Annotated in this window: 15 protein-coding genes and 1 tRNA gene; 9 read left to right on the top strand and 7 right to left on the bottom strand. The window is 36.9% G+C overall.

Features of this window, described 5'->3' with window-relative positions:
* Nucleotides 1-219: 219 nt before the first annotated feature.
* From LBE40_RS00145 to LBE40_RS00125, 5 genes are all read right to left on the bottom strand, one after another.
* Nucleotides 220-546, bottom strand: coding sequence for a hypothetical protein (locus tag LBE40_RS00145; RefSeq protein ID WP_040296773.1), 327 nt, complete (start codon nucleotides 544-546; stop codon nucleotides 220-222).
* The gene (locus tag LBE40_RS00140; RefSeq protein ID WP_040296774.1) at nucleotides 524-751 is read right to left on the bottom strand and encodes a hypothetical protein; all 228 of its coding nucleotides are present in this window, start codon (nucleotides 749-751) and stop codon (nucleotides 524-526) included. Before LBE40_RS00140 ends, LBE40_RS00145 begins: the two co-directional genes overlap by 23 nt.
* On the bottom strand, nucleotides 741-1,100 hold the full coding sequence (locus tag LBE40_RS00135) for a hypothetical protein (protein ID WP_245256391.1): 360 nt from the start codon (nucleotides 1,098-1,100) through the stop codon (nucleotides 741-743). The genes LBE40_RS00140 and LBE40_RS00135 overlap by 11 nt, the downstream gene beginning before the upstream one ends.
* A 197-nt stretch (nucleotides 1,101-1,297) precedes the next feature.
* Nucleotides 1,298-1,921, bottom strand: coding sequence for a hypothetical protein (locus LBE40_RS00130; protein WP_004857655.1), 624 nt, complete (start codon nucleotides 1,919-1,921; stop codon nucleotides 1,298-1,300).
* Between the two features lie 23 nt (nucleotides 1,922-1,944).
* Entirely contained in the window at nucleotides 1,945-2,484 is a 540-nt protein-coding gene (locus LBE40_RS00125) for a hypothetical protein (protein ID WP_004857656.1), read from the bottom strand.
* Nucleotides 2,485-4,923: 2,439 nt separating this feature from the next.
* On the opposite strand from LBE40_RS00125, the gene LBE40_RS00120 reads away from it, so the two are divergent.
* Nucleotides 4,924-5,469: a hypothetical protein gene (locus tag LBE40_RS00120; protein WP_004857663.1), complete on the top strand. Its 546-nt coding sequence runs from the start codon at nucleotides 4,924-4,926 to the stop codon at nucleotides 5,467-5,469.
* Nucleotides 5,470-5,689: 220 nt separating this feature from the next.
* On the opposite strand, the gene LBE40_RS08355 is transcribed toward LBE40_RS00120, so the two are convergent.
* Entirely contained in the window at nucleotides 5,690-5,818 is a 129-nt protein-coding gene (locus LBE40_RS08355; RefSeq protein ID WP_004857665.1) for a hypothetical protein, read from the bottom strand.
* Between the two features lie 741 nt (nucleotides 5,819-6,559).
* Here LBE40_RS08355 and LBE40_RS00115 point away from each other — a divergent pair.
* The 6 genes from LBE40_RS00115 (at nucleotide 6,560) to LBE40_RS00090 (ending at nucleotide 10,342) form a co-directional block, all read left to right on the top strand.
* Nucleotides 6,560-7,489: a YopJ/AvrA family T3SS effector serine/threonine acetyltransferase gene (locus LBE40_RS00115; RefSeq protein WP_004857668.1), complete on the top strand. Its 930-nt coding sequence runs from the start codon at nucleotides 6,560-6,562 to the stop codon at nucleotides 7,487-7,489.
* Nucleotides 7,490-7,955: 466 nt separating this feature from the next.
* Nucleotides 7,956-8,618, top strand: a complete 663-nt coding sequence (locus tag LBE40_RS00110) for a lysozyme (RefSeq protein ID WP_004857670.1) — start codon at nucleotides 7,956-7,958, stop codon at nucleotides 8,616-8,618.
* Nucleotides 8,615-8,842 carry a hypothetical protein gene (locus LBE40_RS00105; RefSeq protein ID WP_004857672.1) on the top strand — a complete coding sequence of 76 codons (228 nt, stop codon included), beginning with the start codon at nucleotides 8,615-8,617 and terminating at the stop codon, nucleotides 8,840-8,842. Before LBE40_RS00110 ends, LBE40_RS00105 begins: the two co-directional genes overlap by 4 nt.
* Nucleotides 8,775-8,981, top strand: coding sequence for a hypothetical protein (locus tag LBE40_RS00100; RefSeq protein WP_081485985.1), 207 nt, complete (start codon nucleotides 8,775-8,777; stop codon nucleotides 8,979-8,981). The genes LBE40_RS00105 and LBE40_RS00100 overlap by 68 nt, the downstream gene beginning before the upstream one ends.
* A complete protein-coding gene (locus LBE40_RS00095; RefSeq protein WP_040296844.1) occupies nucleotides 8,974-9,192 on the top strand; it encodes a hypothetical protein in 219 nt (72 codons plus the stop codon). The genes LBE40_RS00100 and LBE40_RS00095 overlap by 8 nt, the downstream gene beginning before the upstream one ends.
* Nucleotides 9,193-9,469: 277 nt before the next feature.
* Nucleotides 9,470-10,342: an outer membrane protein gene (locus tag LBE40_RS00090; RefSeq protein WP_004857674.1), complete on the top strand. Its 873-nt coding sequence runs from the start codon at nucleotides 9,470-9,472 to the stop codon at nucleotides 10,340-10,342.
* Nucleotides 10,343-10,762: 420 nt separating this feature from the next.
* Here the strand turns inward: LBE40_RS00090 and LBE40_RS00085 are convergent.
* Nucleotides 10,763-10,847 (bottom strand) — tRNA-Leu (locus LBE40_RS00085).
* A gap of 921 nt (nucleotides 10,848-11,768) precedes the next feature.
* On the opposite strand from LBE40_RS00085, the gene LBE40_RS00080 reads away from it, so the two are divergent.
* Nucleotides 11,769-13,898: a S8 family serine peptidase gene (locus tag LBE40_RS00080; protein ID WP_004857676.1), complete on the top strand. Its 2,130-nt coding sequence runs from the start codon at nucleotides 11,769-11,771 to the stop codon at nucleotides 13,896-13,898.
* A 305-nt stretch (nucleotides 13,899-14,203) separates the two neighbouring features.
* A complete protein-coding gene (locus LBE40_RS00075) occupies nucleotides 14,204-14,734 on the top strand; it encodes a type II toxin-antitoxin system PemK/MazF family toxin (RefSeq protein WP_004857678.1) in 531 nt (176 codons plus the stop codon).
* The last annotated feature ends 373 nt before the right edge of the window (nucleotides 14,735-15,107 follow it).

Below are 15,107 nucleotides of genomic sequence, written 5' to 3'. Positions count from 1 at the left end.
TTATTACACAACTGCGAGTCTCTAGCTCTAAAATGCTGATAGCTAACCACCTTCAGGGGCAACGTCTCTGCAATCTGTTCAAGTAAGTCATAACTGAGATGCTTTGTCTTGGCACTTATTTTCGCCAACACCACAGCACGTTCAAAAACCAAGGATAATGGATTATAGGGACAATAAAAACAAGCAGCGGAAAATGAGGAATACTCTAAAACGCTTCACTTATTCCTCAACCGCTGTAGCTGATAATATCCGTTCCTCTTGCTGTTGGATTTCTTCTTCCAATTGTTGAATCATTTTTTTCAACTTACGCGTCACGATGATACGGAGTACAAAAACAACCGGTAAGAATAAAAGGGTACACACAAGAACGCATGCAAGCGGCTTCAACATTATAATGGAATAAATATCCCCACCCCACACCATCTGGCATCCTAAGAAAATGACCGTCGGAGCAAGTATCATGACCGTAGAGATAAAGAATATTCTTTTATAATCTTGCACAGAAAGGAAAAGCTGTTCCTTATCAAACACTAAATTCTGCTTCATTTTTCTTTTCTTTTTTTGCTATCTGCTCAAGCAGAGTATCACGTTCTTTAAGAACGCATTTTAATTGCTTTTTCACTTTGCAATACAGTCTCGCACGCTTGATCAACAAATAAAGAAACACCAAAGCTAGCATCGTAAATAAAGTGCCCGTTACTGTCTCAGTCAAGAAACGGAGAGCCATTAATGCCACCAAACTATTCATCATTTCCCTCTCCTATCACGCTTTGCATATGAACAGCCTTATCGCGTTGTTGTGTCGCTTCTTCCAGCAACTGGATTGCTTTTTTCAATTTGCTCGTCATTTTTATGCATAACAGCCCAATGATTGGTATGAAGAAAAAAGCACATGCCGCCATATTCGACAACAGCAACACTAAAACACTCGCATCACCCTTCTCATCCAGCGTGAATACCATATTGCCAACAGCCAGTAAAACCGCAATGATGACAGAAATGAAAAAGAGTATTTTACACTCCTTTAGCTCAAAAGCCATAAATTTTGTAAATGAAAAAGAAGGGTCTCCTCTTTCAAATACTAAATCTTTTCCCTTCATTTCCCCCTCATGAGAGCACAATGGTGGTATTGCCCTCTTTTTCAGTTCCTTAAGCATGCTAAAATATAATCTCACACGCTTGATGAAAAAATAATGAAGCCCAACAATAACCATAAAAAATAAAATGGCTATGATGATGAGTCCGAAAAGACTCCAATATCCTATAAAAGAAAGCACTTTTTTTCCCCTCTCACATTCTAGAGATTTATCGGTTTAGTCTCTGCTACAGTAAACTTTTCCAATCTCTTCATCATTTTTTTCACTCTCTGATTGAGTATAGCGTAGAGTATCAAAATAACAGGTAAAGAGAAGGCAATACATAACAAGATAAAAACCACGACCAAACCAGTAACGGCCCAAACAAAAAACCACACAGGGATAGTCTCCGCCAACTGTTGCATCCATTGCATCCCACTCATTCCATTTTGTATCCCATTTAGAATATCTTTTCCCACTACTGAGCTTGAAAGTAAGAAGGGCACAAATATAATGACAAAGAGAGTGAGAGAGAAAATGAACAGTCTTTTATAATCTTTTCTTGAAAGAATCAGAGATTCTCTAAAAGAAAGAGGAGTAGCTTCCATATCAAATGCTGAATTCTTCCCCGTCATTTTTTCTTTTTCATGACTGCTCAAAAGCTGCGTCTCGCCTTTTTTGAGTTTCTTAAAGATCCGAGAAAAAGCTCTTAAACGCTTAATACGCTTAAAAAAAGAGTAATAAATTGCAAAAATTACCACAAGGGTAAAAACAGCAATCATGCTATATGTCAGCCCTATTATCGCAAAGGACAATATCGCAATCAACACCATTAAAGAAGTCATCTTTCCCTCTCCATCGCCTTCTATCAATTAACTGATTTATCTGATTGTTCAAACGATTTTTTCAGTAATGATTTTTCCAACTCTTGAAACATTTCTTTTAATGCACGATTCAACATTATATGTAAGAAAAAAATGCCAGGAAAGAGTCCGACAAGATATCCAAAAATCGTATTCGGTATCAAACATATAAAAGCAAAAACGCCATTCCATCCAGCTGCACGCCACATTTTTTCCATATGCGCTCCACTCAACAAACCCTCTCCGCCAAAAAATTTTTTAAAATTTTCTATAAACGAGTTTTGAATCGTTTCCTGAGACATTGCTTGAAGCTGTTCCTTGGATAGTACATGAAAAAAATCCAAAGGATTTATGTAACTTATAGCGCCAACGGTCACCAATAAGATGACGGCTAAACAGAAGATGATAACAGTGTCTCCCATTGAGAGAGCCATCCATTTTTTGAAGAAAAGGAGCTTAGATTCTTTATCAAGCGCTCCCTGTGATACGAAAGCCCTTTCACCTTGTTTTTGAAAAGATTCGTGTTGTGTTTTGTCTATAGTCACGCTGAGATCCCCTCACTTCCTAAATATTTTACAGCACTCACCACCGTGAGGCATCTGCCTAAAATTCTTCTCACAACTGCACATATTCCATCGCACTCTTTCATTACGCGTCTCAGTTTCTGAAAACAGATAAAGCACACTCTCGCATGCTTGAGAAAAGAGTGAGACAGAGCGAAAATGGGCTTAATCAATAAAGGACCCACGAATATCCAGAATAGGAAAAGTAAAATAATGATATAAAAATAATTCGTCACTTTATCTCCCCCTATCGCGTTTCGTATACAGATTACCCAGTATACAGAGGTTTTGTTGTCGGTTTTCTTCTTCCAATTGCTAAATCGTTTTTTCATGGGCGAAACAACACTCCACGTAGCTGTAAACGAAAAAAGCAGTTACAAAAACATATACCAATATGAATTTCGTTCGTAGCACAATAATAGTAACAATGCTAGCCTTCTTACTTTGTCAACTTGAACTCTCTCAGAATGAGCACTCTTAAAGCCCTTACAAAATAGATATTCTTAAAGCTCCAATAACAAAAAACAGAAATGAAAAAGGCTTCCACATAATGCGTTTGATAACATTGCGTTTTTTGCAAGCATGAAAATTTAAAAAAAAGGAGCAAAAACTTTTTGCTAAGTTTTAAACTTCGCCCCTTATTCGTCATTACTTTTATAAAAAGCCTATTTCTGTATTACCTTTCTAGCTTTTCTCGTTCAGTTCTTTTTCAAAACTAAGATACACTCTAGCACGTTTGATAAAAAAGTAATAAATCCCAATAATGAGCATACTGTTTAAAAGAGTAATGATAATAAGACCGAAAAAAGAGAGAATACCTAACAATATTGTAAAAAGGATCATTTCCGCCCTCCATCTTGTTGTGCAGATGACGTTTCCAGTTTCTGAAGCATTCTTTTCAAATTACGATTGAGGAAGAAATGAAGCACCAAAACAACAGGTAAGAATGTAATACACAATGCCCAGATAAAAGTCGGTAGAAAAACGATAAAGTCAAAAAAGTCTCCTCCTCCAGCATAAATTCCTCCAGCAAACAGCCCTAGAAAAAGACTGGCAGAGAAAATATGCGAAAAGCCGATAAAATCAACATAACCATAGCTATGCAGAAGATTATTTTATAATCTCTTACTGTGAACTCCATGGATTTTTTTAAAGAAAAGAGCTGAGATTCTTTATTAAAGGCTGAATATGATCCATTTTCTGAATGTCCTTGCGCAAAATTGCGTTGTGACTGTAATTTGTCTTGTGGTTGTAACTGATCACTTGTCATGCTGACATTACCCCGCTTTCTCATTTTTTACAAACCACCTCCCATGAGGCATTTAATTAAAGCTGCCCAATGAATTTCCCCCATAGATTAATAAGAAAAAATGAGGACACCGATAGTACATGCGTTGCATAAATCAAATGACGACAGAACACCAACATAACAGCCTTCCCCGCCTCAATGCACCAATACACAAAACGCACACTCATAGATATCTGACAGCTTTATATACGAAGGCAATCGTTAACAACCTTCATGAAAATTTTCAATCCCCATTTCAAAGAATACCCTAAAAAAGTATGCTGCGTGTCACAAACAGGGGGCGCACACACATTGACAAACAAATAGGAATGCATAAGAAAAAACAGTAAAAATGAAAAGAGTAAATTTATATTATATACTCTATAAAAGATATCTCTAAAAAGAAACGTCAAATATAAGAAAAAATGAGCACTACCGGATAATTTGGTTACTTATTTGGATATTCACATTGTATTATCAGTATATTATTGATATTTTATTTGAAAAGCTAAACAGTATTGTGGTATTATAAAGAAGGATAAAGTTCGTTTTTACAGGTACATTCTGTTTAAAACACGATAAAAGTTTCCCCTAAAAAGGATACTAAGATATGATGAACAACGTGATGCATAGCAGGAATCTTAGTGCTACAGGCAACAACAAAATAATGGCTTTTGGGACAAAGATTGAAAAATTCTGCAAAGCCTCCTCGAGCAAAGAGATCAACAAAATACCCCATCAAAAAACACAATGCCATGCACCATAATGGCATTTCTCATCATGGTATTTCACTGTGTTTTTGTTCATATTTGGAAAAATTGCCCTTCAATCTCTCAACACACATTTAAAAATTTTTATAAAGGGCAAAAGTTTCTAATGAAGAAAATGATCGACAGTAAATGACAAGATAAAAATAGCAGTGAAAAACTTGCAACAGAGATGATTTTGCCATCCAAGAAGCGTTTCTTTTACTTGAGATAAAAAGACAATCTTACAATCCCTGCTTTTTTATCAGCAACTGCCACCGATGATCCCCCATAGCATTTGCTCAAATACCTTTTACACCGCCTCTTTTAAACAGGCAGTTTTTCCTCTCTAACAGGGAATTTTTTGTAAATTCAAATGGTAGGTTCATGAAAATACGTAAAAAACGCGGTAGACCTAGAATAACAGGAAAGCTAAGAGAACCAAATGGGCGTATTTCACGTGCCAAAAGCCCGCCCCTCTCTCCTACTCAACTCACAATTGAAATGCGTGCAAAACACCTTGGACTAACCGTAGAAGAAGCCATAAATCCGCTTGTCGGTACCTATATTGGACGGCTTTGTTTACGAGGATATAAACAGGATACATCGGGCATCAGTAAAGAACAATATGATACTGCACAACAGTATCTACAAATTAGAAACGACTATTTATGTGCCAAAGGTTTGCCAAGCGGCTATTATGATGATTTCACGCACGCATCCGATGAAAAAGCACACAAACAGTGGCTTCAAAAAGCAACCAATCGCTATGAAGACATGAAAGAAGCGATTAAAGAAGCACAACATTTGCATCACCAATATAACTTTCACGCCGCATTACAATATCTTGTTGTAGAAGATCAACCACTCCCCTACCTTGTCTGTTCGTTGCGTATTATTCTTAATGTGCTTCATAAACATTTTAAAGGCTAAATAAAAGAATGAACATCCGGATAAAAGCACACATATACAAATAACACGGCATAACCCTCTATACATTGCCATATTACACTATGATATTCATCAAACAACAGCGCAAAAATTTATTGCAAAATTAAAAGCATGTGTGCTCTGAAAGACCCCGAGAAAAAATCCACTTACCGCCAACATTACCATCAACAACGATCTCATCAATAACAACCCCAAGGAAAGCTCAAACCTCACCACCAGCAACCAACGCGCCCAGAACTCCATTAGCAAAATAACCAACCTCATATTTAATCTTTACAAACTCACATTTCTCTCCCCCAAAAAGAGAGGAAAAGGATGTTCTTTTCCACATGGGCAAAAACTTCTTGATTGGATTAGTTAAGTTTTGTTGTACAACCAGCAAATAGACTAAAATAAAAAGCACAAGGTTATGCTTTTTCTGTTGACAATGTGTGAAAAATCGTATTTAATGACAGATGCGGGGTAGGTTTTTTTGTATCCATACTTCATCATATTTATCAAATGTACTGTATTACATTGTCTTTCAAAACAGTGACAGAGAATGCGTTTATGCGTTTTTAAAACACAATGACGTCTCTGTCTCATTTCGGTTTTTGCATCCCAAGATTAAGAACAACAGCAATCGTTGGAATAGCAACCTGACACATTAATAGAATATACTTACCCCTTTGAGGGATCTAACCATCACCAGCAGAAACAACTTAGATTGGTAGAAACTATGAATCTTGGTCTTTTAAAGCAAAGTAGTTAACATGAAAATTCGTTATCACCACTGTAATATAAAAGCCTGGTAAGCGAAAAAAGCACTCACGACTTTCCATTTTAAAAACATCAAGATAAAATTGCATATGCACTCAAATTTCTCATAATTTTTACAAATTTCGAAGATTCAGAGAACACTCAAATTTTTGACTAGTCTATAATTTTGCACCAAAAAACCTTTTTACGAAAATTTCTGCGACTTAAAAGAAAACGTCATCATCCTCCCTTATGGAAATCAATACCAAACATTGTTTAGTCAAAATATAAAAATAATATCCTAGCTCCGACTTTTAACACGGAGATAAATATTATGAAACCGCAAGATTCAAAAAACCCCACCCATAGTTCATCACAAAGACAAGAAAGAGAGAGCGCAGATGAATCGTTAGAAAGTTCTTTTGCACGTTTAGAGACAAGTGCCACTCAAGAAGAAGATACAGCATTCAATCATGAACAATTAAAAGGTATTATTGCAAAATTAGAACAGGACATTGCTGATGGAAGTTGGATCAAAGCCGATTATGCAAAGACAGATCTTAAAATGATGCCCGCCTTAGTAGAACAGGCAAATCGTAAATATCCAGAGATGAAACTTAAATTTGCAACAACACCTCACGACTTTGCCCTCTCCATGAAAGAAGCTGTCGAAAGCGGAGTTGAAGCTTCCAGATATATAGTGAACATAAAGGAAAGAGGAATCCATTTTGCGGTGATTGATCAGAGGACTATTGATGACAAGACATCCTTGGTATTTTTTGAACCTACAACATTTAATAATATGAATCCAGCAATGCTGGCATTAAGGACACAAATGGCCATTGGGAGTTATCAATTGCCTGAATGTCATTTTTCCATGGTGGAAATGGATATTCAACGAAGCTCTTCTGAATGTGGAATGTTTAGTTTAGCTCTTGCCAAAAAGCTTCATATTGAATCTGAAAAACTGACAAAAATGCATAAGGATAATATTGACGGTGTGTTATGTAAAAAAGATACTGCTTTATCTTCTGATAAGTTGGATCTGTATCTCCCACCGTCTTTTTATAAACACACGCAAGGTAGAAAACGCCTCAAAGAATATGTGGAATCAAATCCGGAGGCTGAAAATGCAAAAGTTAACAAAAAAGGCGAAACGCTTCGTGAAAGGTTCGATAAAAACTTAGTAACAACAGAGGAAAAAACTGTCTCTGTTTCATCACATAGGAAAAGAGTCACTGAATATAAATCTCTCATGATATAATTTTTAACGTTTTTGCCAAGATGTGGAGGGGAATACAGCTTATGCATCAAGTGCATGAATTAAGTTTGTTTACTTTTTCAATTTACAGAACGCAAACAATATGAGCATGCATATTAAGGTAAAATGCAGCTGTTCTTTCAAAACACAGCACATCTTAAAGCGGTGTTAAAAGTTCCAAGGCACTTTTAACGACAATATACATAACATATTTCCCTAGATAACCAGAGCTTAAATGTTTTTTTTAAAGCATATGCTTTAAAAAACGCCTCTCGGAGAATCTCTTTAGAAAATTTTTCTGCCCACAACCAACTGCACCAATAACCAACCTCAAAACACCATCACCTACCAACCTCGTGGTATAATAAAAGTTTCACTTCTCTTCTGCTCTTAACAAGCGGAAAAGGAGTTAATTTTTAGTCTGTCAGTCATCCCCGCCTTGTGTGGGGATTTTTTTATGGAGAAGCATATGCGAAAAATATCATCAGAAGGGCTAGCTCTTATCAAGCAATGGGAAGGCTTGCGTTTAAATGCCTACAAAGATGCTATTGGTGTGTGGACAATAGGTTATGGACATACAAACAGTGCTGGAAAGCCTTTTATTTACGAAGGCATGACAATCACTGAAAAGCAAGCAGAAGAACTTCTTCGCCAAGATTTGCAACAATTTGAAAATACTATTGAACGCGCGGTTACAGTTTCATTAACGAATGAACAATTCGCGGCGTTAGTGTCCTTTTGTTATAATGTAGGAACAACAGCCTTTTGTAACTCGACACTGTTAAAGAAGCTCAATCAAGGTGAATATGAAGCAGTCCCCTTCGAATTACAAAAATGGACCAAAGCAGGCGGTAAGTGTCTTGAAGGTCTTGCACACCGGCGTGCAGCAGAAGCAGGGCTATGGGCGAAAGGGGCTTATGTTTCTTCTAATTATCAAACAGTAGAAACAAAAGCACCAACAGGGGTTTTCAAAGCAGAAGCTCTTGCACCGATTATTGGTTCTTTCTCAGGTCTTGGCGGTTTGTTAGCAGGCAATGGCCCCATCCAATGGGCTTTAGCAACCATTATGATTTTAGCCGCATGTGCTGGTATTTTCTTTGTTGCTAAACGCTTTCAGGAGCATCGTCTATGATCTTATGGATAAAAAGAAATCTAATGGTAACAGCTGCGGTTTTAACCGCTTTTTTTATTGCATTAGCAAGAGCCTTTACCCTTGGAAAAAAGGTTGAACAGAAAAAGCAAACAGAAAAGGCTTTAAAAGCAGCAACAACACGACTGGAGGTGGAAAATGAAATTAATCAAAAAAGTGATGCTGATGTGCGTGCTGCTCTCTCTGACTGGTTGCGCGACAAATAAATATAGCTCTTCTTGTGTCGGTTGGTTGCCAATTTATTTAAAACAGCAAGATCTGAACACCATCAGTTCCAATTTAGCAAGAGAGATCTTAAAGCATAACAAACAAGGTGAGTACTTGTGTGGATGGAAACATGGGTAGAAGAAAAACGGAAAAACACATAAATCTTACGGAAGCAGAAAAAGAGATGCTTCAAGAAATGATCATCACCTACCAAAGTGTAAAAATGATGTCTCGCTTGATGAAGTGGATAATATTCATCCTCTTTTTACTTATCCTTGATTTTGCACGCCTCATGGACGCGATAGACAATATCTTCGCACATTTGAAACAGTGGATTTCAAAGAGCTAAAAGCTTATTCCTAAAAGCCCATCCCCTAAAGCTTGTACATTGTTTCGTAAAACAGTGTTCTTTAGAGCAAGAAAGCAGTTAAATGAGATATCAAAATTGCTTGAAAAGCTTAATATTCTTATTGTAGTAAATTTCCCCACGAAAAACCTTAGAAAATTCTTAACTTATAAACAATAATAAACTTTTATAGTATTTTATTTTTTATAAAAATATGAGATAAAGATTTTTTGAATTTAATATATAATTCATTATGCGTTTAATAAATTTAGGGATTCTCATGAATACAAAACATTTAATAACACTGTCGATTTTCACTTTAATTGCATCCTCAACAGCTCAAGCCGCAGATACCATAGTTTTTCAAAATTCAAAACCAAAACCAAGTGTTGCACCCGTTATTACTGCTCCTGCTTTTTCTTGGAGCGGTCTTTATCTCGGAGGACAATTTGGTGGCTTTTCAAGTGACGACACTTTAAATTATTCTCACGATGCGACAACTAGAAAATGGGCTTTTGTTGATAAATCTTTATCACCTAACCCGAAAGGATTTGTAGCTGGGCTTTATGCGGGATCTAATATTGATCTGGGAGATAACTTTATTCTTGGTGTTGATACCGATATGGTTTTTTCTGGTAAAAAAGATACAAAAACAGATAATGGAAAAGAAATTCTTGATGAGGATAGCTTAGACTCTCTCAATGCAGTGCTTAAAAAAGCAGAAATTCCAATTACAAAACCTGGAGCACCAGATGAAACCATACCTAATATTGGTAGTATCGTCATAAGCAGTGTCTCATTAAAAGAAAAATGGGCTGGTGCAACACGCATGCGTATTGGTTTTGCTGCTGATCGTATTATGCCATATGTCGCAGGTGGTGTAGCCTATGCACAGATGCAATATATCATGTCAATTGTGTCAAAATCACAGGAAGGTCCATTTATATTTGCTTCTGGCAATGTGTTGGATAAAACAGAAACAATGATTGGCTATACTATTGGTGGTGGAGTTGATTTTGCCATGACAGATAATGTTATCATGCGTGCAGAATATCGTTATTCGGATTTTGGTAAAAAGAAATTCGCAAAAGATAAACTTGAAGTTGCCGCCAAAACTAATAATTTCCGCTTTGGTTTAGCTTATAAATTCTAAATTATTGGAATAATTAAGACACTAAAAAACCCTGTCAAAAAAAGACAGGGTTTTTTACTTTTTATCTGTTGTATTGTAAAAGAGCTGTCCTTCAAAGTAGAGAAGAGATCAACAAATTAGACGTGCACGACTCTATGATGAAGATCATTGGTGTATTATGAATATTTTTATCAATTTGTTTATAATACCAATTAAAAGATTATATCGTTTAAAAAAAACTACTTAAACGGAGTTTTTGTAAGAGAAATTTTCCACGAAATGAGCAGAAATAGTTTCAACAGTTTCAAACGATAGAGATTTGTTTCTGCACTCCAATCCCGTAAACTTGAGAAGAACGCTAAGAAAACTCTGAGAAAAATGAGAACGATACTTCACAGCGCTGGAATAACGCATCAAAATAAAGAGAAGAAAAGTATAAAGTGGTGCGGGTGGTCGGACTCGAACCGACACTCCTCTCGGAACCAGATTTTGAGTCTGGCGCGTCTACCAGTTCCACCACACCCGCACGATTGTTATAAAAAACAGATGTCATATAAAGACAGACTTACTCATTACCTTTCTGCACTATAGGAAGAAGGACAGATTCGTCAACACTAGACTGTTTATTTTTTAAGAATTCGTATTATTTTTGCCTCAACGGCTTTAAGGAATATTTTCCTCATCTTGTTTTAGATACAACAAAACAATTTGATTTATCAAGAAAGTATATTGTTTTCCTCTCAAAAAAGATCTCCAAATACAGGTTATTTTTCATTTCAAATTCCTTCAATAGAAGCAAACAATAAAGGTCATTTACTTACATATTCCACAAGCGAATAAACATATGAGGATATCTTCCTTGCGACTTATGTCTCATTGAGCGTTTCCTATAAGAGGTGCCATACCATTTTCTCTTTTAGCAGGCATTGTGGCATGGTTTTGCCGCATTTCTTCCTAAATACAACTTTTATTTTGTGTGTTTTTATCTTCGTGACCCTCAGTCTTGTTTTAACATTGTATCCTATTCCTCCAGTTATGTTTTAAGCACCATGACATGCCCCCTACTCTCAAATCCCCACTTTCTAACATTCTCATGAGAATATAGTGCAATCAAAACTACAAATAAGAAGAGCAAATTACTTTTAAAGAAATACAGAAAATAACAAACACGATAAGCAGTTTTTAAGTCTATCATCCAGCTTGGCAAAAATAGTTGCCTTAAAAGTGTGTAAAGAAACTGTTTTCTATTGCAGCGAAACATTTAAAGGAGTAAACTATATCCAGTGTTGGTGCCACTAGTCGTTAGTGACCCACCATTATCAATTTGTTAGCGGGCACCCCTTATCAGAAACATCTTGGTGTCGTTAACCATCATCCATAACATATCATTTGCGTGAACAAGCCACTGCTTGCGCACTCTTATAAACTCTCGGGGAGGGAGTGAATAATGATAAACAATCAAATCAATATCTATAAACTTTTAGGCGCAGATCCTTCTATCTATGTAGAAGGAGATAAGGAGAATGCAACATCTCAATTTGAACTTTACTTAAACTCAACTCTTGTAGAAACTGTCCATGATAATGATGCAAGCCACCTATTTAAAATTGCTAAGGCTGGAACATATCATGTTGTGGCAAAAAGCAACACCGCAACACTAAAATCCAACGAAGTTGTTTTTTATGACAGTGAGATCCAACCACAAAAAATACAATCAAGAAGTGTAACACATGAACTACACGTCCCTGAAGAAAAAAAACTTAAAGGGAAAGACCATATAGTAGATGTTGGGAAAGGGTTCTACATTGAAATAAAAATCAAAAAAGGCGCATTTTCTCTTCTAAAAGAACAAGTTAAAAAATTTAAAAAAACTTACAGCCTGACGAAAAAAACAACAAATTTAGACTCTTTTCCCAAATGGCATTCTATACACGAGCATGAATATTACATCATCACACAAAAGATGAATGAAAAGACAGCCCATGAACTTTGCCGCCAGATAGAGCAGATAGATGGTGTTATCTATTGTAGTATTACACCTTTTACAGATAATCTAGAACCACCTTTTTTGAAATCCGTGGAGAAATCAGCTTCCACGAGATCTGAAAAGAAAGCAAAAAGAATTACTGCCCCTTCTCATGATATCACTCCAGATTTTTCAGAACTCCAAAGATATTTAGACGAAGGCCGAGGAATGAACATCCGCAGCGTTTGGGCACAAGGCAATACAGGTCAAGGTGTTGTTATCAGACATATAGACTTTGGTATTTATAAAGACCATGAGGAGTTTCAAGAAGGCAATATTACTGTTGTTCATAGCCGTTCCGAAACTAAGGACTGCAATCATGGCACAGCATCAACGGGTTGTATTGCAGCCGGAAAAAATTCTTTTGGTGTGACAGGTATCGCCCATTCTGCTGCATTTCATTTTTACGATACCGACGACTTATATAAAGTGGTTGAACAGGCTAAACCTGGTGATATCGTCAGTATAGATATGCAAGCGTATTTTAACAATGAGTTTGCTCCAATGATCAGCATAAAATCTTGGTGGGATGCCATTAAGAACCTAACGCAAAAGCAAGTAATTACAATAATGGCAGCAGGAAATGGTGGTCACAACGTTGGAAACCTTTCTTTTTGCCCCGACTATGGTGATTGCGGCGGGATATTGGTTGGTGCATGTAATCCACCTGATGGTCACCGAGCTTCTTTTTCAAATTATGGCCATCGTGATTCTCTTATTAACTCATGGGGTTGGGATGTGGTCACCACGGGTTATGATTCATTGCAAAAACGCCCAGGACATAATAGAAACTATACAAATACTTTTAACGGAACATCCAGTGCAACACCTTTGTGTTGTGGTGCTTTAGCTTTGCTTCAATCTCATGCAAAAAAACGTGGATTTCTTCTTACGCCACAATCTATGCGTGCTCTTCTCAAACGCTCCAGTTATACTGAAGGAGTAAAAGACGGTATCGGAAGAAGACCAAACGTAGGACAACTGGTAAAAATAGTTGACGCTATGGCCTTCACGCCCATTGCAGGTGTCAATCCATTCCCTGCATCATCCAACTACCTTAATTATAATATTGATTTACAACCAAACTCTAACAATAAAGCGAAAATACATTTCGATTATCGGCCTAGTGGTATTACCCATACAGGAGTTATTGCTTATCATAAAGCTGAAGGACCAGCAGAACTTGAATGGTATAGCTATGGCCATAGCTTGATCACCTTGCCGGTTTTCGACGAAGAAGGACAAATCAATATTGTAACCTTGAAAGCAAGCAAAGAAAATATAGGGGGATCATTCACGATGAATAGCGCGGCTGATGTCCAAAACCATTCACCTGGAGAATTTGACTTAAGTCTATCATTTAATCAGCAAGACAATAAACACCTATCTCCAGGAAAGTATAAAGGGATTTTGCCTCTCTATGTCCAATCGTGGACGCGAAGAGCACGCAAGTTTCCTATAATTGTCAATATAACCATTGAAGTAAATGATTTACCAATTAACCCATTTCCAGATTTACCAATTAAACCATTTCCAGATTTTCCAAAATAATGTCATAGGCAAGTTTTAACTTTTGAGCACGTTGAAACGCACATCAAAAACTCCAGAGCGAAAAAGAAGCTACGGTTGATTTGATTTTCGGAGTAAACGTGCTTTCTCTATTCCCAATTTATGTAATCAGTATAACTACACTTGCCCCGTATACGAATCTTTTTTGGCATTAAAACTATAAAATAAGGCATGTGTACATTTTATAATTCAAATCTCTGTACTTATTTACGATATTTTGATAGAAGCCCGCAGTGGAAAAGCGATAAACAATAAGTGAGGGGACCAATAAATACGAATGGTCTACCATGCCTGAGGATAAGAACACAACGCCTCCTGTTACAACTCCGTCGCCTACTCCCTTAGATATATGCCAACTTAAAGAACCGAACATCATGATGGAACATGATCATGATGCATGGCGCGAACATGCGCGGGTAGGAGATTTAAATGCTCCTTACAAAAAACCACCCCATATAAAACCACGAATCAAATCGGCACCACGCATTAGGCAAATTTTTTGGTGCGACTTTCCTCATGATTCAATATTGCCTGAATTTTGGAAAAAGCGGCCTGTTTTAGTGCTTTCTAAGAATGCAAAACTCTATGGAAATGTAACGGTTTTGCCTTTTTCTACGAAATCACAACCCAATAATCCAGCCGCCTACCCACTTCGATCTCCTATAGAAAATAAAAAAGCATGGATTATCTGCAATTATGTCACGACAGTTTCCGTAAGTCGCTTAAGTTGTTCGCATAGTGTTCCAAGATTATCTGAAGAAGAGTTTCATAAAGTCATAGCTCTTATGCTCAAACATTTACCGCGTTTACACCATTGACTTTTTTAAAAAATAAGCGTATATATGTCAGCATAAACGGCATCGTAATGGTGGCCGCTTCCCCGCAAGGGGAGACAGGAACGGAGGAGTGGGAAACCACTCCTTTCGTCATTTTCGGTATTTTTTTTGAGAACTTTTTTAGTCATTTTGTGCAACCTCCCCTAAAACATATTCAACATTCATTCTCCACCGTTGGAGTTCTGAAATATCTGCAATTTGGGGTAAGCAGAAGACAATATCCATACTGTTGATCCGGTAAAGTTTCCCATTGAGATTACCGAGATGTTTTACATACTTATCGTTTCATTGCACAAAAAATCGTGCTGCCGTTGCTTAAGCTTTATATGATTTTCCGCAATGGGAATAGCTTTCC

It is taken from the genome of Bartonella taylorii (assembly GCF_023920105.1).
Lineage (GTDB): Bacteria > Pseudomonadota > Alphaproteobacteria > Rhizobiales > Rhizobiaceae > Bartonella > Bartonella taylorii.
The sequence above is the reverse complement of the archived record's forward strand: the minus strand, read 5'-3'. Positions and strand labels throughout refer to the sequence as shown.

Coding starts and splice junctions, on each gene's coding strand:
- LBE40_RS00080 (WP_004857676.1), top strand. CDS start 11,769: ATGATAAACAATCAAATCAATATCTATAAACTTTTAGGCGCAGATCCT.
- LBE40_RS00110 (WP_004857670.1), top strand. CDS start 7,956: ATGCGAAAAATATCATCAGAAGGGCTAGCTCTTATCAAGCAATGGGAA.
- LBE40_RS00130 (WP_004857655.1), bottom strand. CDS start 1,921: ATGACTTCTTTAATGGTGTTGATTGCGATATTGTCCTTTGCGATAATA.
- LBE40_RS00140 (WP_040296774.1), bottom strand. CDS start 751: ATGATGAATAGTTTGGTGGCATTAATGGCTCTCCGTTTCTTGACTGAG.
- LBE40_RS00095 (WP_040296844.1), top strand. CDS start 8,974: ATGGGTAGAAGAAAAACGGAAAAACACATAAATCTTACGGAAGCAGAA.
- LBE40_RS00100 (WP_081485985.1), top strand. CDS start 8,775: ATGAAATTAATCAAAAAAGTGATGCTGATGTGCGTGCTGCTCTCTCTG.
- LBE40_RS00090 (WP_004857674.1), top strand. CDS start 9,470: ATGAATACAAAACATTTAATAACACTGTCGATTTTCACTTTAATTGCA.
- LBE40_RS00120 (WP_004857663.1), top strand. CDS start 4,924: ATGAAAATACGTAAAAAACGCGGTAGACCTAGAATAACAGGAAAGCTA.
- LBE40_RS00105 (WP_004857672.1), top strand. CDS start 8,615: ATGATCTTATGGATAAAAAGAAATCTAATGGTAACAGCTGCGGTTTTA.
- LBE40_RS00115 (WP_004857668.1), top strand. CDS start 6,560: ATGAAACCGCAAGATTCAAAAAACCCCACCCATAGTTCATCACAAAGA.
- LBE40_RS00075 (WP_004857678.1), top strand. CDS start 14,204: ATGCCTGAGGATAAGAACACAACGCCTCCTGTTACAACTCCGTCGCCT.
- LBE40_RS00135 (WP_245256391.1), bottom strand. CDS start 1,100: ATGAAGGGAAAAGATTTAGTATTTGAAAGAGGAGACCCTTCTTTTTCA.
- LBE40_RS08355 (WP_004857665.1), bottom strand. CDS start 5,818: ATGTGGAAAAGAACATCCTTTTCCTCTCTTTTTGGGGGAGAGAAATGT.
- LBE40_RS00145 (WP_040296773.1), bottom strand. CDS start 546: ATGAAGCAGAATTTAGTGTTTGATAAGGAACAGCTTTTCCTTTCTGTG.